Source organism: Nitrobacter sp. CN101 (assembly GCF_055390255.1).
Map to the genome: position 1 here is coordinate 3854302 of NZ_AP038833.1, position 22266 is coordinate 3876567.

General features: G+C 58.1%; 20 protein-coding genes and 3 pseudogenes. 13 read left to right on the forward strand and 10 right to left on the reverse strand.

All coding sequences use genetic code 11. The features are described 5' to 3' along the window. Positions 1–25 precede the first annotated feature (25 nt). Together ACZ5IL_RS19230 and ACZ5IL_RS19235 are read left to right on the forward strand one after the other, a co-directional pair. A complete protein-coding gene (locus ACZ5IL_RS19230) occupies positions 26–526 on the forward strand; it encodes a DUF1269 domain-containing protein (RefSeq protein ID WP_309774722.1) in 501 nt (166 codons plus the stop codon). Between the two features lie 155 nt (positions 527–681). Beyond that, positions 682–1353, forward strand: a pseudogene (locus ACZ5IL_RS19235) (IS6 family transposase). 24 nt (positions 1354–1377) lie between these two features. Here the strand turns inward: ACZ5IL_RS19235 and ACZ5IL_RS19240 are convergent. Beyond that, complete coding sequence (locus tag ACZ5IL_RS19240; protein ID WP_464593992.1) at positions 1378–2334, reverse strand: S1/P1 nuclease; 957 nt, start codon at positions 2332–2334, stop codon at positions 1378–1380. Positions 2335–2731: 397 nt separating this feature from the next. On the opposite strand from ACZ5IL_RS19240, the pseudogene ACZ5IL_RS19245 reads away from it, so the two are divergent. After that, positions 2732–2969 (forward strand): annotated as a pseudogene (locus ACZ5IL_RS19245) (helix-turn-helix domain-containing protein). A 574-nt stretch (positions 2970–3543) separates the two neighbouring features. Here the strand turns inward: ACZ5IL_RS19245 and ACZ5IL_RS19250 are convergent. Genes ACZ5IL_RS19250 through exbB form a run of 3 tightly spaced genes read right to left on the reverse strand, consistent with a single transcriptional unit; the run spans position 3544 to position 5519 of the window. Further along, complete coding sequence (locus tag ACZ5IL_RS19250; protein ID WP_464593994.1) at positions 3544–4341, reverse strand: energy transducer TonB family protein; 798 nt, start codon at positions 4339–4341, stop codon at positions 3544–3546. Beyond that, positions 4338–4820, reverse strand: coding sequence for a TonB system transport protein ExbD (gene exbD / locus ACZ5IL_RS19255; protein WP_464593996.1), 483 nt, complete (start codon positions 4818–4820; stop codon positions 4338–4340). Before exbD ends, ACZ5IL_RS19250 begins: the two co-directional genes overlap by 4 nt. A 6-nt stretch (positions 4821–4826) precedes the next feature. Further along, positions 4827–5519, reverse strand: a complete 693-nt coding sequence (gene exbB, locus ACZ5IL_RS19260) for a tonB-system energizer ExbB (protein ID WP_464593998.1) — start codon at positions 5517–5519, stop codon at positions 4827–4829. 122 nt (positions 5520–5641) lie between these two features. On the opposite strand from exbB, the gene ACZ5IL_RS19265 reads away from it, so the two are divergent. From ACZ5IL_RS19265 to ACZ5IL_RS19275, 3 genes are all read left to right on the forward strand, one after another. Next, a complete protein-coding gene (locus ACZ5IL_RS19265; RefSeq protein WP_464594000.1) occupies positions 5642–6001 on the forward strand; it encodes a hypothetical protein in 360 nt (119 codons plus the stop codon). A gap of 275 nt (positions 6002–6276) precedes the next feature. Then, a complete protein-coding gene (locus tag ACZ5IL_RS19270) occupies positions 6277–8424 on the forward strand; it encodes a TonB-dependent receptor (protein WP_464594002.1) in 2148 nt (715 codons plus the stop codon). Continuing rightward, complete coding sequence (locus ACZ5IL_RS19275; RefSeq protein WP_464594004.1) at positions 8421–9278, forward strand: substrate-binding domain-containing protein; 858 nt, start codon at positions 8421–8423, stop codon at positions 9276–9278. The genes ACZ5IL_RS19270 and ACZ5IL_RS19275 overlap by 4 nt, the downstream gene beginning before the upstream one ends. Before the next feature lie 286 nt (positions 9279–9564). Here ACZ5IL_RS19275 and ACZ5IL_RS19280 read toward each other — a convergent pair whose 3' ends face one another. After that, on the reverse strand, positions 9565–9819 hold the full coding sequence (locus ACZ5IL_RS19280) for a hypothetical protein (RefSeq protein ID WP_464594006.1): 255 nt from the start codon (positions 9817–9819) through the stop codon (positions 9565–9567). Positions 9820–9912: 93 nt separating this feature from the next. On the opposite strand from ACZ5IL_RS19280, the gene ACZ5IL_RS19285 reads away from it, so the two are divergent. Continuing rightward, positions 9913–10149 carry a hypothetical protein gene (locus ACZ5IL_RS19285; protein ID WP_464594007.1) on the forward strand — a complete coding sequence of 79 codons (237 nt, stop codon included), beginning with the start codon at positions 9913–9915 and terminating at the stop codon, positions 10147–10149. A gap of 116 nt (positions 10150–10265) precedes the next feature. On the opposite strand, the gene ACZ5IL_RS19290 is transcribed toward ACZ5IL_RS19285, so the two are convergent. Then, complete coding sequence (locus tag ACZ5IL_RS19290; protein ID WP_464594009.1) at positions 10266–11030, reverse strand: DUF6910 family protein; 765 nt, start codon at positions 11028–11030, stop codon at positions 10266–10268. 937 nt (positions 11031–11967) lie between these two features. On the opposite strand from ACZ5IL_RS19290, the gene ACZ5IL_RS19295 reads away from it, so the two are divergent. From ACZ5IL_RS19295 to ACZ5IL_RS19315, 5 genes and pseudogenes are all read left to right on the forward strand, one after another. Then, a complete protein-coding gene (locus ACZ5IL_RS19295) occupies positions 11968–12402 on the forward strand; it encodes a hypothetical protein (RefSeq protein WP_464594011.1) in 435 nt (144 codons plus the stop codon). A 155-nt stretch (positions 12403–12557) separates the two neighbouring features. Beyond that, a pseudogene (locus ACZ5IL_RS19300) lies at positions 12558–13249 on the forward strand (IS6 family transposase). 309 nt (positions 13250–13558) lie between these two features. After that, complete coding sequence (locus ACZ5IL_RS19305; RefSeq protein ID WP_464594013.1) at positions 13559–14341, forward strand: DUF5681 domain-containing protein; 783 nt, start codon at positions 13559–13561, stop codon at positions 14339–14341. A 76-nt stretch (positions 14342–14417) separates the two neighbouring features. After that, the gene (locus ACZ5IL_RS19310; protein WP_464594015.1) at positions 14418–14993 is read left to right on the forward strand and encodes a hypothetical protein; all 576 of its coding nucleotides are present in this window, start codon (positions 14418–14420) and stop codon (positions 14991–14993) included. Between the two features lie 60 nt (positions 14994–15053). Beyond that, entirely contained in the window at positions 15054–16382 is a 1329-nt protein-coding gene (locus ACZ5IL_RS19315; RefSeq protein ID WP_464594017.1) for a site-specific DNA-methyltransferase, read from the forward strand. Positions 16383–16612: 230 nt separating this feature from the next. Here ACZ5IL_RS19315 and ACZ5IL_RS19320 read toward each other — a convergent pair whose 3' ends face one another. Beyond that, positions 16613–16852: a restriction endonuclease gene (locus ACZ5IL_RS19320; protein WP_464594019.1), complete on the reverse strand. Its 240-nt coding sequence runs from the start codon at positions 16850–16852 to the stop codon at positions 16613–16615. 1345 nt (positions 16853–18197) lie between these two features. After that, positions 18198–19286, reverse strand: a complete 1089-nt coding sequence (locus ACZ5IL_RS19325) for a helix-turn-helix transcriptional regulator (RefSeq protein ID WP_464594021.1) — start codon at positions 19284–19286, stop codon at positions 18198–18200. Positions 19287–19551: 265 nt separating this feature from the next. Here ACZ5IL_RS19325 and ACZ5IL_RS19330 point away from each other — a divergent pair, with 265 nt between their 5' ends. Then, positions 19552–21519 (forward strand): hypothetical protein, encoded by a 1968-nt coding sequence (locus ACZ5IL_RS19330; protein ID WP_464594023.1) that lies wholly within the window; start codon positions 19552–19554, stop codon positions 21517–21519. On the opposite strand, the gene ACZ5IL_RS19335 is transcribed toward ACZ5IL_RS19330, so the two are convergent. After that, complete coding sequence (locus ACZ5IL_RS19335) at positions 21470–21718, reverse strand: hypothetical protein (RefSeq protein ID WP_464594025.1); 249 nt, start codon at positions 21716–21718, stop codon at positions 21470–21472. The genes ACZ5IL_RS19330 and ACZ5IL_RS19335 overlap by 50 nt on opposite strands. A gap of 146 nt (positions 21719–21864) precedes the next feature. Next, positions 21865–22248: a hypothetical protein gene (locus ACZ5IL_RS19340; protein WP_464594027.1), complete on the reverse strand. Its 384-nt coding sequence runs from the start codon at positions 22246–22248 to the stop codon at positions 21865–21867. Between the last annotated feature and the right edge of the window lie 18 nt (positions 22249–22266).

The window sequence follows — 22266 nt, forward strand, 5'->3', positions numbered from 1 at the left end:
ACTGGACTCAAAAAGGAACCTAAACATGAGTGATCTAGTCGTGATCGCGTTTCCTACGGAAGAAAAGGCTGAAGAGGTTCGTCAGAAATTGCTGACGATGCAGAAGGAATATCTGATTGAGCTCGGCGACGCGGTGATCGCAGCGAAGGATGCTCAAGGCCGTGTCAAACTCAACCAGCTACTCAACACTACGACTACGGGTGCGGTTTCGGGTGCTTTTTGGGGAACACTTATCGGCCTGATCTTCTTGATGCCGCTGGCAGGGGCTGCACTTGGCGCAGCATCCGGTTCACTTAGCGGATATCTAACGGATGTCGGCATCAACGACAAATGGATGAAAGAAACTGCCGCCGCAATTCAGCCTGGGACTGCTGCGCTCTTCGTATTGGTACGTAAGGTCACCGCCGACAAAGTGTTAGAAGGTCTAAAAGGTGAAGGTGGAACGGTGTTGAAAACATCGCTCGATCATACGAAAGAAGTGGCGCTCCAAGCCGCGCTAGCGGGCGTTCAAGCGGCTACTCGTTGATAGGAAGCTAATCGGAGGCTGCCGATTAGTGCGAACGATCAGGGGGTAGATCGGCAGCCTTGCCAGATATTTCCTAGCGCCCTGCGTAGGCGTTAGGATGACATTGTCACGTTGTTGAGCTTGCCGGCGCTGATCTGCGACCACCAGTGTCGATCATGAGCAAAATCAGCTACGCAGGATATCGCTTCCCACCCGTGATTATTCAGCAGGCCGTCTGGCTCTATGCTCGGTTTACCCTCAGCTTCCGGGATGTCGAGGACCTGTTGGCTGAGCGCGGAATCATGGTGTCCTATGAGACGGTGCGCCGCTGGGTGAGATACTTCGGACCGACGATCGCAGCTGACTTTCGACGATGCAGGCCCAAGCATCATTCGACTTGGCATCTCGATGAGGTGTTTATCAAGATCGATGGCCGGTTGGTCTATCTATGGCGCGCCGTCGATGCCGAAGTCCTCGACGTTGTTGTCCAGTGCAAGCGGAAATTGCTGCGGAAACTGCTCAAGAAAATGGCCTTTGTTCTGGACAAGCTTGTGGCCGACGATCTTCGATCCTACGGCGCGGCCGCCCGTGAGCTTGGACTGTCTCGTCGCCATGAACGCAGGCGATGACACAATAACCGAGCGGAAAACTCGCATCACCCGACCCGGCGACGGGAGCGCAAGATGCAGCGGTTCAAGAGCGCGGGATCAGCCCAACGATTTCTGTCCGTCCAGGCCGCCTCCTACAACACCTTCAACGTCCAGCGTCACCTTATCTCAGCGAAGACACACCGGGCATTCCAAGCCTCGGCCATGCAGACGTGGCGCGAGGTGACTGCTGCGGCGTGATCGCGATTGACCACTCGCCGGGATTCAACGCAATGCATTGTTGATCAGGTTTGCAAGCCTGGCCGCCGCCAGCGCGGCCCGGCTCAAGGCAATATTGCGGGCGTTCGTTTCACGGGTCAGCAGCACCGGGTTTTTGCCTAGGCTCACGGGGGCTACGTAAACGTATTCCTTGGCCACTTCGGCGCTCTCCTCGATCCACTTCAACGGGTCGGCGATCTTCGCCGCGGCATCACTGACATCCTGGTTGTCGAGCCCTTCCTTGTCCTCGGCATCGAAGATGGCGCCCGCGGGCGAGACGTAGCCACCGAAGATACTGTCCCAGCAGGCATGAAGCGCCATCGGCTTGCCATTCGCCGGAATGACCTGCTCGGCGTTGCCGCCTGCATCACCATTCGGAATCTGTTGGGTGAACCGGCCAATCCCGTGCAGTGGCTGATGCGCATCGCCGACCAGGTGAAGGATCCAGACAAGATCATACGATCTCACATCGTCCGACGCGCCGGAGGCGGCCGGGAGCACCGCCATCATCAGGTTGAGCTGCGTCACCAGGTCAACGGAGGCCGGCCGCCGACATCGCCACCCCGTCCGGCGAGAAGTGGATGTCCTTAAAGTGCCAGTAAGGATGCTGGTTCCTGTCGGCATACCCGATGTTCTGGCCAGCCGTCGGCTGTCGACTTTATCGCGCGTGTAATTATATTCCTTGGTTTTGATGTCATCCGCCCAGGTGGCGGCGTGAACGAATGCATACAGCTTCGCGGTCTTGCGGTCCGTGATGCCGGCCGTCCATTTCGGATAGTCCGGATTTAGCCGAAGCAGGATGTCCACCTTGTTTTTGACCGGCTGGTCGAGCTGCTTGTAAGCAACGTAGGCGATCTGCATGTGGCCGCCGTCCCACCAGGCCAGGGATGGGCTGGCGGAGCAGCCGATGACCAGGCCGATCACCGAGGCAACCAGCACGGGGAAGCGGGCGAACGATGTCATGGAGTTTCTCCGCGGTCGGCTGATCTTCGTCGAGAAAAATTTGAACATGGCGAGTTATCGTGACATCGGCGATCGAGAGGTCCAGCAAAATTTTTTGGTCCGAGCGTGTGGAGCCTCATAAAACTGCAACACGCCTATCGTGCCGAGAGGCCGTCACGGCCAAGAATCTGATCAGGTTGCGGCCCTCCCCGCCCCAACTTGATGTATCGGACCACAGAAGGGGCAAAGGTTCGCGCGAGCGGCTCAGCTTGCCCGGTCTCGGGCCTCAGATCGATCATTCGAGGATTAATCATTGAGCTGGCAATTCGCTTGCCTTGCTGGCGAAGTCCAGTTGGGGCAGTCCAGCATCGGACTTCAAAGTTAATATTATCATTTTTTGGGATAATCCCGTCTCGGGATCAGCTTGCTGTTGGTGACTGCCCGCAAGCAAGCCGGCCTGACCCAGCATGAGCTGGCCCGCCGCTTGAAGCGGCCTCAGTCCTTTGTCGCCAAATACGAGGGCGGGCGAGCGGCGAATCGACGCCGTCGAGTTCGTTGTGATCGTGCGGGCTATTGGCGCCGATCCCATCAAACTGCTACGAAATCTGATGGCCGGCAAGCCGCCTGCCAAGCCTCGGCACTCGCCGGCGAAATAGCCCAACCTCCCCATATTTAGGCCCCCTGCGATCATATCGTGATCCAGCGTCTCCGCTCTTCCCCACTAGATCATCCAGGTTTCGCTCGACTTCCCGCGGCAGCAGAGCGGTAAGGGGTCCAATTTTTTCGGAGGACCCGATGGAGCGGGCCAGTATTGAGACAGCGATCAAACTCATCACTGCCGAGATTCACAGCAAACTCGGCAGTAACACGCATTGCCAAGGCCGTCGAGGCCTGTGTCCAGAACGGCGCTATCGCTGAGGGCATCGAGGTCTCAATGGATATCGAGCAACTCATTTATGAAGCCGGGCGGCTCCATGACGCCGCCTCACTGCTTGACCGCATAAGACAGAACTCACTTTAGCGGTGATGTACCGACCTTACTAGCCGGAATTTCGCAGCAAGTTTGCGCAGCGGAAGGAGTAAGGTTTTGAGTTCAATCGGTGCAAAGCGAAGGATGAACCTGGAGCGGGAGAATGCGCACCGCCGGTTGCTGGGCCTGGGCCGCAGTCATCGTTATTGCGATGACGGCGGCAAGGGTGAACAGACGTGTTCGTGTGAGATTTTCTGAGATCATCGACTAAACCTGATTGGAACGGCGAGTGTGATTGAACCGCCGCCGACATCGGGCGGCGGGGCGGGAACGGGACTGGCGCGGCGCGGCAGCGAGGCGGCTTCTGCGTCGAGCGCGGCATCGCCGGCCGAGCGCACCAGGCGTGCCGACAGCACGCGGCCGGAGCGGTCGATCGTGAACGCGACCGTCGCAACACCTGCACCCGCCGCACCGGACGGGAAACGCTTGTGGCGGTTGAGGTGCGCCATCAGCGCGCCGCGCCAGGAGCTCGGCGACATCGACGAGGCCATACCTTCCGCCGGCGCGGCGGCGCGATCGGCGCGTTGCGCCTGTGAACTCTGCGGCGCGGTGGTGCGCGGCGCCTTCTTCTTTTTCTTCTTCGGCTTCGGTTTCGGCGGCTCCGTCTTGGCCGGCAGCACCACCTCCGCCTTCTCCACCTTCGGCGTCGGCGGCGGCTTGAGCTCGGCCTCCTTCACTTCCGGCGGCGTCGGATCTGGCTTCTCCTCGACCGGCTTCTCCGGCTCGGGCTGCTCCTCCTCGGCCTCCTCCATCTGCGGCCCCGGCGCGATGTCCTGCTGCGGCACCTCCGGCGCCACCGCCAGCGGCGCCAGCTCCATCATGATCGCGGCCGGCGGATCGCCCGGCGTCTCGGCCTGCGCCGGCCAGTGCAACGCCAGCCAGATGCCGCCGGCGTGCACCGCGACCACCGCAAGCCCGGCCGCGGTCCAGCGCAGCGCCGCGGCCCTGGTCACCGCGCCTTCCGGCCGCCCGTCCGGATCGTGCCAGTCGATCCTCATGGCTTGGTCGCCGCCGCTGGCGCGCTGCTACCGGCGGCCACGCTACCTGCTTGCACCTGTCCGGTATCCTCCAGCCCAACCAGCGCGATCTTGAGATAGCCGGCCTCGCGCAACAGGTTCATCACCTTCATCAGTTCGTTGTAAGCCACCGTCCCGTCGGCGCGCAGAAACACCCGCTGCTCGCGGTCATTGCTGGTCTGCTGATCGAGCGTTGCCTGAAGGGTATTGCGCGGCACCTCGTCGTTGCCAAGTGCCAGCGTCAGATCCTGCTTCACCGTCAAAAATACCGGCTTGTCGGGACGCGGCTGCGGCTGTGCATTCGACACCGGCAGGTCGACCGCGATATCCACCGTCGATAAAGGCGCCGCCACCATGAAGATGATCAAAAGCACCAGCATCACGTCGATGAACGGGGTGACGTTGATTTCGCTCAGCTCGTCGATGCCGCCGTCCTGCGGGTTCTTCAGAGATACCGCCATGAGGGCTCACTCCGCAGCGGAGCGGCCGCGCGACAGCGGCACCACGGACGGTCCAAGCCCCCGCTCCTGACGTTCCAGGTCGCGCGAGATGTGCTGAATGATCTCGCCGGAGGCATCCGACAGCAGCGCCCGGTAGCTCGAAAGCGCACGCGCGAACACGTTGTAGATGATCACCGCCGGAATCGCGGCGACGAGCCCGAGCGCGGTCGCAAGCAAGGCTTCGGCGATGCCCGGCGCCACCACCGCAAGATTGGTGGTCTTGGAATGCGAGATGCCGATAAAGGAGTTCATGATGCCCCACACCGTGCCGAACAACCCGACGAACGGCGCGGTGGCCCCGATCGTCGCAAGCAAGCCCGTGCCGCGGGCGATGTCGCGCCCCGACTTGGCCTCGATACGCGACAGCGCGATGGCCAGACGCTCCTTGATGCCCTCAGAGGACAGATCGTTCGAGCGCCTGCATTCGTTCTCCGCCGCCTCCATCAAATCAGACACCGGACCCTTGCCGGTCCACCCCTCAGAAATCTCTGCCCGTGCCGCCGCAAGAGTGTCAGCACGCTCCAGCTTGCGCAAGCAGCTCTGTGCACGCCGCCGCGAAGCCGCCAGATCCAGCCCCCGCGCCAGCCAGATCGTCCACGTCACCAGCGACGCAAACGCAAGCCCGATCATCACCGCCTTCACAATGATGTCGGCCTGCATGAACATGCCCCACGGCGATAGGTCTTGCGGAAGCGTGGAGGACGAGGCATCCGGTGCTGGCGCGGCAGCTGGCGCAGCGGATTGATCCGACGGCGCGGCCGTAGCCGTCTCAGAAGATGGCGATGCAGCCGCCGCCTCCCCGGACGAAGATTCAGCCGCAGGCGCACCCGAAGAAGAAGACGGCGTGGGCGATGTCACCGACGACGACGGTGTCGTTGGCGATGCGGACGATGGCAGCGCGGACGGCTGCGTCGGCGTCGATGCTGCTTGGGAAGACACCGGCACTGACGATGATGGCTGCGTCGGTAACGCCGACCGCGGTGAAGGCTGGGTCGCGGGATGCGCCGACGGCCCAGATCCCGCCGCAGCCGCAGCCGAGTGCTCCCCCTGCTGCTGCGCAGCCGCCGGTGCCGCAATCGCCAGAACGGCGAGCGCGACGACAAACCCAAGACGTGTCGCCCTTGTTACAAATCCCGTCATGATTCCCCGTTCCTTGTTCCTATTGACTTGACAGCGCCACGACAGGATCAAGCCGCGCCGCGCGAAACGCCGGCATAACAGCGCCGATCACAGCTTCATTCGATTCAGTCTTTGTTTGAACGCTAACTTCCGTTCGATCTGCAACGCGAAGTTGAGAAGCAAACAATATCCGCCGATGCTCATCACAAAATTCCAACGCTGTGCCGTCTTGCATCCCATGCAATCCTATCGTTATATGTATATGTATATATCCTTACTTGCAGCCTAGGAAGACCAGATGCCGTATGACCGTCGTCATAAGCGTTACCGGTTTCGCAGATTGCTTACATTGTCGATTCTGGTGGTTCTGTGCGGAAACGCATCGGCTCAAGACATTCAACTCCCGACGATCGATGTGCAGGGTCGCCCGGACAGCAGCGCAAATGCTGACGTCACTCGCGATTACAAGGTCAACAGCGTTGAACTCGGCCCCTTGGGCAAGCGACGACTGATCGACACTCCGTTCTCGGTCAACACAGTGTCAGAAGGTTTCGCTGAGAATCAGCAGATCCAAAGCGTGCGTGAAGCGTTCCGCTTCATCCCTTCGGTTCAGGGCGAGAACATTCGTCCGCAGACTCGCGGTGTTCAAGCGAGCGTCGTGCAAAATACGCGAATCGACGGCTTGAATATCGCTGCAACGACTGACTATCCAATCGAACAATTCCAACGCATTGACGTATTGAACGGCCTCGCTGGCGCATTGTTTGGCCCGGCTCAACCGGGCGGCACCTTCAACTACATCATGAAGCGCCCGACCGCCGAACCATTGCAACGTTTAACGGCGGGCTATCTTTCGCAGGGCCAGTGGCTCGCGCACGCGGATCTCGGCGGCTTCGCCGACCCGGAGCATCGCTTCGGCTATCGATTGAACCTTCTCGATCAGGATGGCAAGAGCTACGTCGACAACAGTCGACTAAAGCGTCAGCTCGCCAGTTTCGGGGGCGATATTCACTTTAGCCCCGACACGGTCCTCGAGACAAATGCGAGTATCTATCATTACAAGACAGAAGGATTTCCAGGAACGTTCGCTGTTGCAAGGAACGTCCTCTTTCCGGCTGCTGTCGACCCGACTCGGGTTGGTTATGGCCAGCCGTGGGGAGGCGACGACAATGTGACAACGTTTCTGAGTGGCCGCATCAAGCATGATATCAACGAGAACTGGAGCTTCTCCGCAGGGGTCTCGCGCAACACGAGCGATCGCGCTTCCACCGTTCCAACAAATACGATCACGAACAACGTTGGAAATTACGTAACGACCGCAGCGACGACGACCTTTAGCCTTGACACAGTCGACAGCAATCAAGCCGCCCTGAACGGCCGTTTCGAGACAGGTTCACTCAAGCACGATCTGGTTCTCGCCACCAACGGCTTCTCTTGGGATCGCTACAGGCCGTTTCAGATTGGCGCAATCACAGCTGGAAGCGCCAACCTCAACAATCCGCTGATCTATCCGGAGCCGAATTTTCCGGATTTCAAAAACCGCTACAGATCCGTGAACACCTTCCAGCAGTCGCTAACGCTGGGTGACACTATTGCTCTCAACGATCAATGGTCCGTGTTGGGCGCTGTTAGCAACAGCTGGATCGACACCCATAACTACAATTCGGTTGGCAGCCTCACGAGTGCATCCAATGATAATGGGTGGAGCCCGCTCGGCAGCATTATGTTCAAGCCACGTAAAGACATAACGACCTATTACACCTATGCGGACAGCTTGCAGCAAGGCGACAGCGCACCGGCTGGCACGGTCAATCAGGGTGAGACTCTGGCCCCTTATCGAAGCAATCAAAATGAGCTCGGCGCAAAATTCGATTTCGGGCGCTTCAACTTGAATGCCGCGCTCTACAGAATCGAGCGACCTTACGCTTACACCGGAACGGATAACGTTTTCTCCGTGAAAGGGACACAGATCAATCGTGGAATTGAACTGATGGCATCAGGTGCCATCAACGATGAATGGACCGTGTTCAGCGGGATGACGTTCATTGACCCTCGGCTCTACGATACAGGATCGCCTCAAACGGACGGCCGACGAATTCTGGGCTTGTCTCAGTTCGTCGCGAATTGGTTCGTCGAATATCATGTTCCCACTGTTCAAGGACTAACATTCACCGGGAATGTCACCTATGCAACAAACCGGCCCACGGACTACGCGAACACAACGTTTGTTTCAGGCTACGCTGTGCTTGATCTTGGTATGCGCTATGCGCAAACCATTGCCGGCAAGCCGGTCACGTTCAGGTTCAACGTTTTCAATGTCACGGATCAGTTTTACTGGGCCAACGTGACGCCGGCAGCTCAGAATGGATATAACGCGACCGGTTCAGCCACCGGTATGTTGGGTGCGCCGCGGACTATTCGGCTTTCGCTACAGGTTGAACTATGAAGGCTCGATGTATCGCAGCCGCATGTGCGAGCGTTTTAACCCTGGCGGCAATCGGCACATACCGGGCGGGCGCGCAGAAACCGACGGCCCCATTGCGGGTGTTTGCAGCTGGAAGCACACGCGGCGTCCTCCCTGCGATCGCAGAAGATTATACCAAGGCGACGGGTCAGAGAATTGAATTCACGTTCGACCCGGCAGGCCTGCTTCTGAACAGAATTCGGAAGGAAGGCGGCGCTGATGTGTATGTTTCCGCCAACATGGTACATCCGCAGCGGCTTTTCGAGGAGGGGACCGGCACGCGTCCGGTCATTTTCGCCAGAAATCGACTATGTGTGACCGGTCGCGCGGAGCTGGGTCTCACGCAAGAAAATCTGCTCGATAAATTGCTCGAGCCGTCCATAAAGATTGGAACGTCGACGCCCGGCGCCGATCCCGGCGGTGATTACGCTTGGCTACTTTTCGATCGAGCGGATACCGTTCGGGCAGGCGCGAAAGAGGCGCTCATCAAGAACGCGCGGCAGCTAGTTGGCGGACCAACCAGCCCTAAATTGCCTGCGGGCGAAACAGCGATTCATTATTATTTCACACGGCACGTGGCGGACGTCTTTATCGGCTACTGCAGCTCACATACAAAGATCAGTGTCGGAACGGAAAAACCACCGGATGTTCCGATCACGCGGGTCGAAGTGCCTCAACCACTCGCCATGCCTATCGACTACGGGCTGACCATACCGTTGACGAGCGGCGATGCCGATCGCAGGGAAGCTGCATATCGCTTCGCGCTTTACTTGGTGTCTCCAGATGCGCAACGGCATCTTTCGGAATATGGTTTCCTTCCGGGCGGCGGGCTTTAATCAGAATTTAAATGCATAGCGAAGCAGTTCGCGCGACACACCTCCGGGGTGACGTGGCATGTGTCTTCTAGCGACGCCGACCAAGTCGTCTGGTACTGATGTTGCCACGGCCTGGTGGTATTAAGATAGGGCTGCTCGTACGGTTTTCATATTCGGCATAAGATTTGAGTATCCGGCGCAGATACGCCTCGCCCAGGACAATGATAGGTCCACACACTCACGCCAGATCGATCCAATCAGCCGTTCGGCAAAGCCATTCTGCCAGGGCGACGCTTGTGTAATAGGCCTATCCCGGATGCCCATGGCGCGCAATCGGCGTGTGACAACCGCGCCATACCGCGCCATAGATTTGATCGCGATCGCGAATTATGTAGCGCGGCGCTTCATTCCACGGGAATGCTTCTGTGATCTGGCGTGCAACCCATTCCGCCGTCGGGTTGGTTGTGACGCCGATCCAGACGAGATCTCTGCGATCAAGCCGGATGATGCCGAAGGCATAGAGTAGGTCGAAGCCGATGGTTGGAACAACGAACAAATCCATCGCGGCGACGTCCGGCGTGTGGTTTCGCAGAAAGGTCCGCCATTCCTGACTTGGGTGCCCGCGTCGTTTCACCATATATTTGGCGACACTTGATTGAGCGACGCTAAACCCGAGCTTGAGCAGTTCGCCGTGGATGCGCTGCGCACCCCAATGTATGTGGCCAACAAAGAGCAAATCCGCGCCATGATAGACGGCACCGATACAGAGGTAGGACGCATTGGCAATGTTGCTGTAACACGGGCTCGCAACCTCATGGTTTTAGCTGTGCCGGAAAATTGCATCGGCGAGCTCGAACCAGGATTGACCGGATGTAAGAAGGCTGGCGCTTAGGGCGCTGATCAGACGAACAGTCTTCGATGATTGGGTGCGGGTGATCGCGCACAGCTCCCGCGGCGTGGGGACTCCTATTGCCGACGCGTAGGCATCACTTCAAGTTGAGAACCGCCTCATAAAAGGGTGGTTACAATTTCGGGGTTGTCCGCATCCGTGACAGCATTGAGGTGAATGCTGTCGCCTTCCAAGCGAACGGTGATGCCCTCCACCTTGACGAGTGGCGACCACGACCGCTTGTTCAGGATAGCGCCGGTCCTGTCCATTAGCCCGACAACAGCGCCCGACAGTGCGCCATCGTCATATGCAGTGGAATTCGCTTCAGCGGCAGCCGCAAAGACGATCCGGCCATCGGGAAGGACCGCCGCGTCGTTGAAGCCCAGCGGTACGCCTTTGCTGACACCAAGATCGACCTTTCGTATATCCGGCGGGGGAAGCACCACAGTCGGGTTAGACAAAAATTCCAGCATCGCATCCAAGGGATAGGCAACAATGGCATTGACGGCAGTACCGGTATTGCCGCGCTGAAACAGAAGAAACTCATGGCCGCGGATTGCCGCGCCTTCGAGGTTGGTCTCTTTGAAATAGGCATCAAGCGGCGTAAAGAGCGGCGTGAGGTCCGCCACCCGGCTGGCGAGAGCATTTCCATCCGCACCGAGGGTGACGACAACTCCGCGCCTGCGATTGGCCCGCGAACCCGAACCTAACGCCAGCAGAGCACCATGCGGACTTCCGGCATTTGGCGGCAACGCCAGCAAGATTTCAAAATCCGGCTTCTCCTTCTTTCGGGCAGCCGGTGCCTCGGGCAGGCGGCCATCTAACAGCCTAAACAGTTGGCCGGGTTGGTCGCTGCCGACTAAAAAACTAGGCTCAGGACTCATTGATCAGAGCCAAAAGATGACGGCTGCGAGCAAACTCGTTGTCGTCTTCATCGAAGAACTCAAATAAAGATGATGGGAGTCTAGCCGCTACCGCCTGGGGGCCGTTCCCGACTGCCCCAATAGCTTGGCGGTCTCTTCCAGGTTCCCGATAGTGTCGTCGGAGAGCAGCTTCGGCGAGCCAGCTCGTCGCGATCAAAATCGAGCGGTAATTCCTGATCCTTGGCAACCTGCGTAAAGTCCTTCACGGCTGTGTGTGCCGAAAACCTCATCCGAGTTGATGATGTGACGGAATCGCCTAAGCTGGTGGAATGATCGGGCTGCTCTGTTTCGTTCTGGCCGTCCTGGCCTCGCCATTCAAGTCAAAGTTGCGGCTTGAAGCTGAGAACAAACGAACCATGATCGCTGGTTCTTTATCCGGCTGTATCGCTGGTTTCCGTCGATCCTGCAGGTTCTCAGATCGCGCCCACTGGGAGGGCGACCTCAGATCGAGACGGAGCTGCGCACGCTGATCCGGCAGATGAGCATCGAAAATCCGCTTTGGGGAGCGCCACGCATCCACGGCGAACTTCTCAAGCTTGGGTTTGAGGTCGCTCAATCAAGCGTCGCCACGTACATGGTCAAACGGCGAGGACCGCCAAGCCAAGGGTGGCGGACTTTTCTCCAACGCGCTTCGGTGTTGTCCGCGATCAAGGATCGCAGCCGGTATCGAACAGGACGTGGCCCTGGGCATGCCTGAGCAGCGCGGAACACCGACAGCTCGATGGTGTCGCCCTCGGCCGCACCGGTAATGTAGGCGCTCCGCCGCGGCTGGGGCGTGAGGGCTGACCTCTTAAAATTTACATCTTAACCAAACATTAAACATACGTTTGCGGGCGCGAAATGACGCGCCTAGCGTACGGCCAAGGGCTGTCAAACAAACAAAGAATTGGAGCGTGCCATGACCTACAGGAAGCTTGGAGCGCTTGCTACCGTCGGCGCGATCGCGCTGGCGTTTGCGACCAATGAAGCGATTGCGCAAGCGGGCGGCGCTGGTGTCGTAGCCGCGCCGCAGGCGGGAGCCACGGTGCGGGGAGCGCATGCGTTCAATGGACTGCACGGGTTCCGCCATCGCGGTAGGGGCGTCGGCGGCTATTTCTGGCCCGGCTATGGCTATGATTATGGCGCTTACGTACCCGCTGCGGGGCCGATCACGGCGCCGTTCGCCGGACCGACCGAGGTCCGTTACACTACCACTTACGACGTGCCCTGGAACTGGGCGCATCGCTTTCCTCCAAATGTGATACCGTCGGATCGGCCCTACGTGCCCGGCTGCGGCGAGGAGAGCGTCGCCGTCGGCGGCGGCAAGACGGTCAACGTCATGCGCTGCTACTGAGGCGTAAGCGGCGTTTTCAGGCCACGGCTCGGAAGTCCGCGTTCGGTATGCCGACGGCAGCAGCTGATCGATGTCACGGTTGGGATGACCGTTGATGAAGGCATAGTCACGTCGTTGAGCTTGCCGACGCTGATCTGCGGCCATCAGTGTCGATCATGAGCAAACTCAGCTACGCCGGATATCGCTTCACCCGTGATTATTCAGCAGGCCGTCTGGCTCTATGCCCGGTTTACCCTCAGCTTCCGGGATGTCGAGGACCTGTTGGCGGAGCGCGGAATCATGGTGTCCTATGAGACGGTGCGCCGCTGGGTGAGATGCTTCGGACCGACGATCGCAGCTGACCTTCGACGACGCTGGCCCAAGCCTCATTCGACTTGGCATCTCGATGAGGTGTTTATCAGGATCGATGGCCGGTTGGTCTATCTATGGCGCGCCGTCGATGCCGAAGGCGAAGTCGTTGACGTTGTTGTCCAGCGCAAGCGGGACAAGCGGGCGGCACTGAAATTACTGCGGAAACTGCTCAAGAAATGGCCTCTGTTCCGGTCAAGTTTGTGACCGACGATCTTCGATCCTCGGCGCGGCCGCCCGTGAGCTTGGGCTGTCTCGTCGCCATGAGCGCGGGCGATGGCGCAATAACCGAGCGGAGAACTCGCATCAACCGACCCGACGACGGGAGCGCAAGATGCAGGGGTTCAAGAGTGCGGGATCAGCCCAACGATTTCTGTCCGTCCACGCCGCCACCTACAACACCTTCAACGTCCAGCGTCACCTCATCTCAGCGAAGACGCACCGGGCATTCCGAGCCTCAGCCATGCAGACGTGGCGAGAGGCGACTGCTGCGGCGTGATCGCGATTGAATGCTGGATTTGTCGCACCTATCATCCGCTAACGTGACAAAGCCGGCCAAAACTCTCCCCAAAATATTAGCGCTTGACGGGAACCCGGTCCGGGCGTAACGAGCCGTCGATCGCGTGCTCCCTTGTGAGGGCCGCTGTTGCCGTCTTGTGTGCGCACAACATGGCATCGGCCAGACGATATGAAATCGTCTCGCGAACGAAGCAGAAAAGGAAAGACTGATGAAGCGTGTTCAATCACGCTCGGAGTCCGCCTTTTCTGTTTTCGAAAAGGCTACTCCGAGCCAAAACTGGAGGAGCCAATGTCTAAGACCTTCAAGACTGATCCGCCGGACGCTGACAAGGAGTCGGAAAGTCGCGTAAGCCCCGTTGGGGAGGACGTGGCCGACGAGGACAAAGTTGGATATCGCCGACCGCCGAAATCCTCTCGATTCAAGAAAGGGCAAAGCGGTAACCCGCTCGGCTCCTCACGCAAAGCTCGAATGCGGCAACGTCAGCAGACCCTTCCGTTTGATGATCTCATCATTGCGAACTCGCACAAGCCGCTTCGCATCCGCGAGGGCAACCGCACATCCACCATTAGCACGAAAGAAGCGCTGCTACGAAAACAATCCGCTATGGGTCTCGCTGGCAATCGTCTAGCGTTAAACGCTTCTATCCATCAGATCCAAGAAGCCGAACAAAGAAAGCTCGCCGAGGTTACTGCTCACTACGTGACGTACCGTGACTATCAAGATCATTATCGCGCGAGGGCCAAGGCTTGCCGTGACCGCGGCCGCCCCCTTCCTCTGCCTCATCCCGATGACCTGCACTTTAACTATAACACCGGAAAACTTAAGCTCACCGGTCCGATAAACCATGACGAGCTCCATCGGCTTGAGAAAATACTTGAGGCCAGAGAGCTTTTTCTGAAGATGATCGAGGAACAACGTGCCGATGCCGAGGAGTGCGCTCGCCAAGGTTGTCCCTATTCTCCGAGCGACTTCGACTTTATCAACCGCCTAGAGAGTTACCTCAGAATCTTTGAAGACGAACTCGAAAAACGCGACTGGTTGCCTCGGGTCGCAGGCCGAAAGAAGACATAGGCGCTAGCACTTGTATTGCGACGCGTCCTTTTGAGCCTCCAACCGATTGGCATGACCGCTCTGAAGGAAGCGAATGATGGACGGTAAGCAAGGAACGTCATCAGGCGAAAGCGCCGCCATCGATCTTGAATCGACCAAGCAGCGCGAGCATGCGCTGGCATTGGCATCAAAGCGGACTCCAAGTCATTTCGAGACGCTTGGCGAGAAGCAGGCCGACAGCATCTACGATCACTTTGATAAAAGCAGCTTCCGCTTTTGGGAGCGCGAGATTTCTAAAGGTCACTTGCCAACGTCGGCAGAGCTTACCGAACTTCTGAAGAAAAACAGCGGCAGTCCCGTTCCGGATTGGCTTGTTCCGATCATTGAGCGCCGAGATGAATTAAGGTGGCGTACCGGCCGCCCCCCGAAATCTGTCCTCAACGAGATGCAACTGACGTTAGCGACCGCAAGGTATCCCCGCTACCTCGCTTGGCTGCGGGCGCGCCATCACCGCTTGGGTCTTCAGGGTTGGCCTACCATTCGCAATAAAGATTGGTGGACCGGTCCGCCGCATGAACGCGCGGCGCGAATGGCGTTACGGCGCGCGGAGCTTAGGTACATGACCTGGAGAACGTTTCTCAATGGGGTCGTTAACTACAATACGCCGACTTAATATGAATGAACCTGCGGTTTTTTGTGCCTAATAAGCTACCTCCTGTCACGGAGGTAAAGAATGAGCTCACTGTCGGCAAACAGATCCAACCTGACCATTGTTTATCAGGACATCGCAGCCCTTAATCCGCGCAAGAGCAATCCTCGAACCCACTCCAAGAAGCAAATCGACCAGCTTGCACGAGCGATCACAGAGTTCGGATTTACAAATCCGGTTCTGGTCGATGATGGCAACGGCATTATCGCCGGGCATGGCCGCGTCGCAGCCGCCAAGCTCGTAGGGATGAGCCAGGTTCCGACGGTGCGCCTATCGGCGATGAGCGAAGCCGAAATCCGCGCCTATGTGATCGCCGATAACAAGCTTGCGGAGAATGCCGGCTGGGATCGCAACCTGCTTGGGCTGGAGTTTCAGTATTTGAGCAGCCTCGACATCGATTTCGATATCAGTTTAACGGGGTTCGAGCTGCCGGAAATTGATCTTTTGATCGGCGAGCTCGACATCGCTAATTGCAACGAGCCTGCTGACACAGACATTCCGCTTCCCTCTGGTCCCGCTGTGACGCGGCTCGGGGATATCTGGCAAATCGGCAGCCATCGCTTGATCTGTGGCGATTCCACGCAACGGCAGACGTATCAGCGATTGTTGGGCGAAGCCCGTGCGCAGCTGGTCTTCACCGATCCGCCCTATAACGTTCCGATCGCGGGTCACGTTGGAGGCTTGGGCAGCGTGCAGCACCGGGAATTCGCAATGGCCTCGGGCGAGATGTCACAATCGGAGTTCACGGCGTTCCTGACATCTGTTTTTACGAACCTTGCGGAATTTTCCGTCGATGGTTCGATTCACTTTCAATGCATGGATTGGCGCCATATCGAGGAAATGCTGGAAGCCGGCCGGAATGCCTATCATGAACTCAAAAATATCTGTGTCTGGGCCAAAAATAATGGCGGCATGGGATCGCTCTATCGTTCTCAGCATGAACTCGTGTTCGTTTTCAAATCAGGGACTAGCCCTCACATCAACAATGTCGAACTCGGCAAGCATGGTCGCTACCGCACGAATGTTTGGAGTTACGCGGGCGTGAACAGCTTCGGTAACGATCGTTCCGACCTTGCGCTTCATCCGACGGTCAAACCCGTGGCGCTGGTGGCTGAGGCCATCCGGGACTGTTCGCATCGAAAAGGCATTGTCCTCGATGCTTTTGCCGGCTCCGGCACGACATTGATCGCGGCCGAGCAAACGGGCCGCCGCGGCTACGGGATCGAAATCGACCCGCTATATTGTGATGTCATTATCCGCAGGCTACGCACAGTTTGCCGCCTTGATGCCACCCTCGAAAGTGCAGGCAAGTCATTTCAAGAGATCCAGGCAGAACGCTCTGAACCGAGCTGACCTCAAAATTGGAGAGCCCAGATCCCGAATTATGAGGGGTCAACGCATACGATCGACCAGCGACCACATTTGACATCAAGCATCTGCTATTCGTTCCTTGTGCCCAAACGCTTATCGATGCGCCTTTAGGGCCGAGGCACCACCGCCTCGGGCGACATGCCACACCGCCGTGTCCAGCGTCAGCGCTGATGGGACTAAAGCGGCTTAACTGCGAACGGAGGACTTCTGGTTCATCGTAGCCTTTCAAAACTGCCGTCATTTCGAAACCGCTGGTAATAATCATCAAGCTCAGCCTGTGACGACCGGCTCTTGACCTGGACCCAGGCAGTCTCGTTTGTGGTCGGTTGGGTCAGCACCATATCCACATCGGCCTGATTCCCGCCCACGGCGCTTTGCCGTTGCCACCCTCCCCGGGCAAAGATCAAATCGATCAGGGTTTCGAAATCGCGCCAGTCGAGCCGGCAGATCATTTGCGACGCCAGATCAAGTTGGTCTTTGATCAGAGCTAGCGCCTTAGTTCTGAGAGGATCGACCTCCCCTCGAATGCGAGCCAGCAAATAATTTGCCTGCTTGACCGGCCGCGGCGAGGCAGATGCATCCAGCAACCAAGCGCGCCGATCTGCAGCAGAGCGCGCATGCTTTCCTTTGTCCGCCTCGCCATCAGGAGCAGTAGGACTATCTGACGGTGCACGGCGTGGTGCCGCCTTCAGATGTGTGTTCGCATTGGCACGCTCCTGACCGGCTGCAGCAGCCGCGAGGTCCGCAGCTTTGCGTGACCTTCATTCCCGGCACGCCGCAATTTGACTGGACCCGGCTGGACGAATTCTGCGGTGCAGTGGCCTTTCCGTGGCCCGCCATGGCGAAATTCGTGCAAATGAGGATCGCCGCAAAAGCAATCATGAGAGGCTTGAACATTCGACTTCTCCGTCATTGAGATAAATTTGAATTTGGCAGTCGCGCCCACACCTAATATGCCGGAGACCTGAGGGTATCTCCGACCTTATTACGATCGAGATAGTCGTTCGGCGCCTGGGTGGATGTGTTTCGTGTCCTGGCCTCGGCACTGGAATTTGAACTGGAAGTATTTGCACTAGATGTACTAGAACGTGACCTTGTAACGTCGCGAAGGTCCCTCATGTTGTTTTTGGCCTGGGCGAACACGTCGCCACACGATGCGGCAACCAGGACGCATGCGAGGCCGATGGCAATTGCAGATCTAACATTCATCGTCCCCTCCGTTTGAAGCAGCATGACGAGGCGAGATCGAGGTTGTCGATCAATCCTCGCTAACGATGCGATAATCTCCGCTGGGTTGGGTAACGGTTTGCTCTGATTCACCGCCGATTCTTGCGGCGCAACCGGTGCGGCACGAACCCTGGTCTCTCCAACGGAATGTTATGGTCTGGCTGCAGGAGTTCCTGAGGACGGTATAACCGCCGCGATAGAGGAATTCTCCGCAACCTGCGTTGGCAGATCCGATACCGACCGTAGAGACTACAAGTACGAGGGCTGCGAACTGCAGAAGATTTTTTATACTCATCGTTGTCCGCCGATAGAGACAACGTGAATGCTAAATACGTCCGCCGCTAATTGATTGACCCATTTGGGTCATGAATTCCGTTTCAGCGGAAGCGTGCGATAAAGTCCTGACATTAATCCCACGGTTTTATGGGTTTTGTGGGCAGTCACTTGCGCGCTGACAAATCTGTGCGACACCGAAACGCCCCCCTGGCGAAGCGGCTTCTCAGTTCCACGAGAGATAATCTACTTCGATCTTGCGAATCGCCGTTCGGGCTCATTAGGCGCTGATGCGCGTCACTTCTTCGGAATGAGGGTCGAGAGAGCTACGGCCAGTTGCGCCTGGCGGTTTGTCCCCGTCTTCAGGAAGACGGACTTCAGCTGATTGCGCACGGTCTCTTTCGAGAGCCGACGTTCGATTGAAAACGACTCCAGTTCCTTGCCGGTCGCGATGGCAACCGCAAGGCGGGACTCTGCCGCCGTCAGATCGAAAACATCGCGGATGGTCGCCACGGCGGCCGCGTGCGGTGCATCCGTATCAGATATCACCAGGATCGCGTGGAAGGCGGATAACGGGGATGTGGTGAGACCCGGAAGCCGCATTGGATAGATGACAAGCTTGCCACCTGATGCTTTAGGAAAGACGATAGGAGAAGTGGTTGAGGCTTTATGGCTCCACAGCAGAGTTCTGATCGAGCGAACCAGCAGATCGTTCGATTTATGATCGCGGCAACACACTCGTCCGGCAGAAATCTGGAAATCGTCTCCGATCAATCGCTCTGCGGCTGCATTCACACGCACCACGTGGCCCGATCTATCGAGCAGGAGCGCTGCTCGCTCCGAAAAATCAAAAGCATCCAGCGCAGCTTCGCCCTTGGCTAATCCCAACGCGGCACTGATCTGGACCACTGAATCGAGAGAATCAGACAATCTTGCGAGCCATTCCAGCTCCGTGGCGGAAAACGGATTTTGGCCAATGGTCCGCTGCAGACTCAGACACCAGACCATCTCGCCTCGACCCATGCGTACAGCTGCATAATCCCATAGGTTACACGGCGCCAAAAACTCCTGATAATATGGAGAGTGCTTACGGGCCTCAACCGATGTGGAATCGTCATCGGTCACGACTCCATTCCTGAGGAATTTCGACATGCCGCGATGGCGTTCGTCGCGATCGATCCAGCCGTCGCGCGTATAGACGTCGAAGGCCTTTTCCATGGATGCGCTGGCGCAGACGGCTGGCATGTTGCCGGCGATAGGAAGGAGCACCGCACCATAGGAGCCGGTGCATTTTGCCGCTGCCTCCAATGCTTCTGTCCAGCGAGAGGGGTCGATCGCCGCAAAAGTCAGGGCGGATACAAGCCGCTGCTGATCAAACGGATCCATTAGTCCGACGCACTTAAAAACTTAGCCCAATTGGGCCATGTTGCCTCACAAGCCTTGGATTATCAAGTTTGGCCAAGCCACGATCGCTGGCACCGTTCAAAAACGCTCAAGTTCGGAACGGAAAAGCCTGACGAGCGCCGGCAAACCTGCGTGAGTTTTCCGAGGGCAACTGGGCTCCGGTATAACGTGCCGACCACGGGTGATTCTTGAATGCTGTTCTGAATGCAACGCGATAGATGCCCCCCCGATCATACCGGAGAGTGAAATGAAACGCGTGCTTGCTCTCGTCACACTCCTAAGCTCTCTGTTATTTATCGGCATAGCGCTGCCACAGCCTGCCATTCTTCCAATGCCGGGCGCACCGCCGATGACCGGCCCCCCGATGGCCGGACGAAGTGGTCCCGCGCCTATCTGCAATGGACCACGCGGACCGGCGCCTTGCTATGTTATCCAGCAATGGATGCAGATGCAGCAACAGGCCGCGCAGATCCCGCTTTATCAGATCAAGGTGGATCCGGTGTCCGGCCCAATCTGCAACGGCCCGATGGGACCTGGACCATGCAATGCCGTCCGCCGGTGGATATTTTTGCAGCAGCAGGCACGCCAAATGTCGATGCCTGTCGTCGGTAATCAGGCCGGGATCGGACCTATTTGCGCCGGTCCCTTCGGGCTGGCGCCCTGCGCGTCGATCCAGCTCTACACCCTCGGGCAACGCGTGCCGGGAGACAGTCCTCCTTTCTTCGCACCTAACCAGGTGAGAGTGCTGAATTCAAACGGCGAAAACGGCCCGATGTGCAGCGGCCCAATGGGACCCGCCCCGTGCAGCCTGGTCCAGCAATACCTGTTGGACCAGTCCAACGGCGTTATTCCTCCGACGAGCAGCTTCAGCCTCCCACCCGACCTCAATGCCCGCGATCTGGCACGTCAGTGCGCCCAGCAGAGCCAGCTAGATATCACTAGGTTCTCCGGCTGCGTCGGCCAGCAAATCATTCTTCCGCCGGACAAGCAGGCCATCCTTGATTGCGCGATCTCAAGCCGTGACGCACAAAATTTTGCAAACTGCGCGGCGCCGCATTTCGGCATCGAGCTTTCGGATGACCAGCGCATCGCAGCAAATTGCGGTCTCCAGTCGCGCGGCGATGCGTCCGCCTTTGCGCGATGCGCTGCCAATTCCTGGAGCGGCCACCTTTCTCAAGACCAGAGAATAGCCGTTCAGTGCGCCTCAACCTCCAGCGGCAATGCATCGCGTTTCGTAAGCTGCGCCGGCGCCTCCTGGGCAAACCGAAACCTCTCTGAAGACCAGAAGGCCATCGTTCAATGCGTGACTGACGCTCGCGGCGACACATCATCGTTCCTTACATGCGCAGGCACCTCGTGGGCAGACCAAAACCTCTCGGCTGAACAGCAACAAGCCGTTCAGTGCGTCGCCAATGCCAGAGGCGACACGGCGAGATTCCTCGGCTGCGCCACTCCATGGGTCGTGAAAAACCTAACTCCCGGCCAACGCGCAGTTGTCCAGTGCGCCGTTAACTCGAGTGGTGACACCAGCAACTTCCTCGGATGCGCCGGCACATCCCTCGCCGGACAGAGCCTCACGTCTGATCAGCGCGCAATTGTTCAATGCGGAGCTTCGTCCAACGGCGATTTTGAAAATTTTGCCGGCTGCTCAGCCGGCTATCTGCTGGGCAAGCATGCCAGCCGCGAACAACAAATCGCTGTCCAATGTGCGGTCGAATCCCGCGGCGACTATGCGACGGCCGCGACCTGCGCCGGCGCCAATCTCTTCAACATGGGGCTCAACCAGGACCAGCAAATCGCGGTCCAGTGTGTCGTCTCGAGTGGAGGAATGCCCTACGCCGCCGCCGGTTGCATGGCCACGCGCTTCGCCATTCGCGAACTCACCACGTGCTTAACCAAGGGATTTGGTGGAAACGGCTGCTTCGGTGACAACAACGAAATCGTCGGCAAGAATGGATGGGTCGCCAGGAATCTAAAGCAGATTGCGGGCGGTCCAAACTCTGTCATTCGCAAACCTGACCAAATCTGGGGCGGCGACAATTCCTTCGTTCGCAATCCAAGCCAGATTTGGGGCGGCAGCAATTCATTCGTCCGCAACCCCTCGCAATTTTGGGGTGGACATAACTCGGTGTTCAACAACCCAAGCCAACTAGCCCCGAAGCCGGTCACACTCGGCACGGTTGGGGGCAAGCGCATATGCATTCCCTGGTGCTAGAGCGGATTCGGCTTAATCCGTTCATAACCAGCAGCGGCGAAGAAGTTGGTGCGTTCTTCCGGGGTGAAGGTCGGCAGCAATGCTGCCGAAGCGGCTCCATAGGCCGTTGACCAAACCCATCAGCATGATCGCCATCGGCGGCGTCCGCTACACCATGGTAGATTTCGTCCTGCAACCCCTCGGGCGTGCCGGGCTCCACCTTGTCCCGAACAAAAACGCGTAGAGCGTCTGCGTGATAGAAACACTCGCCGCTCGGCCCGGGCGCCGCAAGTTCTGCGGCTGGGCCGCCAACAACGAAGCGGCCGCGCGAAGATCCCTTAATGCAAGCGGCGGCAAGGTGCCACGCTACAACGTCATCACGTATGTCGTGCTGTCGGCAATCGCATCGCCCAGCGAGCGTCTCTCAAGAAATGCAGAGTTGAAACCTCGCTCAGCGGCCTTTGCTCTCTCCCTTGGCGTTCCGTGATGGTTCCTGCTGGCGAAGTTATCATCGCCCAAGCTCCGCATCGTGGAGATAAACACTTCAGACGGGAAGGACGGACGTTCGAGTCGTCGCAGGCCGGCAAAATAGCCGGAGAAGTAATCCGCCTGAAGCTCCGATCGCTTTACATTGGGCTGGCTCGCGTCCACGATGCCGAACAGGTCTCGCTTGAACTGCAAAATATGACCGAACTCGTGAGCGCATACGGTTGCGATCGCAGCGTCAGGATGCATCGGCAGTTTGCGCAAGTTTCCAAGTAATTCGAG

Coding starts and splice junctions, on each gene's coding strand:
- ACZ5IL_RS19230 (WP_309774722.1), top strand. CDS start 26: ATGAGTGATCTAGTCGTGATCGCGTTTCCTACGGAAGAAAAGGCTGAA.
- ACZ5IL_RS19240 (WP_464593992.1), bottom strand. CDS start 2,334: ATGACATCGTTCGCCCGCTTCCCCGTGCTGGTTGCCTCGGTGATCGGC.
- ACZ5IL_RS19250 (WP_464593994.1), bottom strand. CDS start 4,341: ATGAGGATCGACTGGCACGATCCGGACGGGCGGCCGGAAGGCGCGGTG.
- exbD (WP_464593996.1), bottom strand. CDS start 4,820: ATGGCGGTATCTCTGAAGAACCCGCAGGACGGCGGCATCGACGAGCTG.
- exbB (WP_464593998.1), bottom strand. CDS start 5,519: ATGCAGGCCGACATCATTGTGAAGGCGGTGATGATCGGGCTTGCGTTT.
- ACZ5IL_RS19265 (WP_464594000.1), top strand. CDS start 5,642: ATGCAGCCGCCGCCTCCCCGGACGAAGATTCAGCCGCAGGCGCACCCG.
- ACZ5IL_RS19270 (WP_464594002.1), top strand. CDS start 6,277: ATGCCGTATGACCGTCGTCATAAGCGTTACCGGTTTCGCAGATTGCTT.
- ACZ5IL_RS19275 (WP_464594004.1), top strand. CDS start 8,421: ATGAAGGCTCGATGTATCGCAGCCGCATGTGCGAGCGTTTTAACCCTG.
- ACZ5IL_RS19280 (WP_464594006.1), bottom strand. CDS start 9,819: ATGGATTTGTTCGTTGTTCCAACCATCGGCTTCGACCTACTCTATGCC.
- ACZ5IL_RS19290 (WP_464594009.1), bottom strand. CDS start 11,030: ATGAGTCCTGAGCCTAGTTTTTTAGTCGGCAGCGACCAACCCGGCCAA.
- ACZ5IL_RS19295 (WP_464594011.1), top strand. CDS start 11,968: ATGACCTACAGGAAGCTTGGAGCGCTTGCTACCGTCGGCGCGATCGCG.
- ACZ5IL_RS19305 (WP_464594013.1), top strand. CDS start 13,559: ATGTCTAAGACCTTCAAGACTGATCCGCCGGACGCTGACAAGGAGTCG.
- ACZ5IL_RS19310 (WP_464594015.1), top strand. CDS start 14,418: ATGGACGGTAAGCAAGGAACGTCATCAGGCGAAAGCGCCGCCATCGAT.
- ACZ5IL_RS19315 (WP_464594017.1), top strand. CDS start 15,054: ATGAGCTCACTGTCGGCAAACAGATCCAACCTGACCATTGTTTATCAG.
- ACZ5IL_RS19320 (WP_464594019.1), bottom strand. CDS start 16,852: ATGATCTGCCGGCTCGACTGGCGCGATTTCGAAACCCTGATCGATTTG.
- ACZ5IL_RS19325 (WP_464594021.1), bottom strand. CDS start 19,286: ATGGATCCGTTTGATCAGCAGCGGCTTGTATCCGCCCTGACTTTTGCG.
- ACZ5IL_RS19330 (WP_464594023.1), top strand. CDS start 19,552: ATGAAACGCGTGCTTGCTCTCGTCACACTCCTAAGCTCTCTGTTATTT.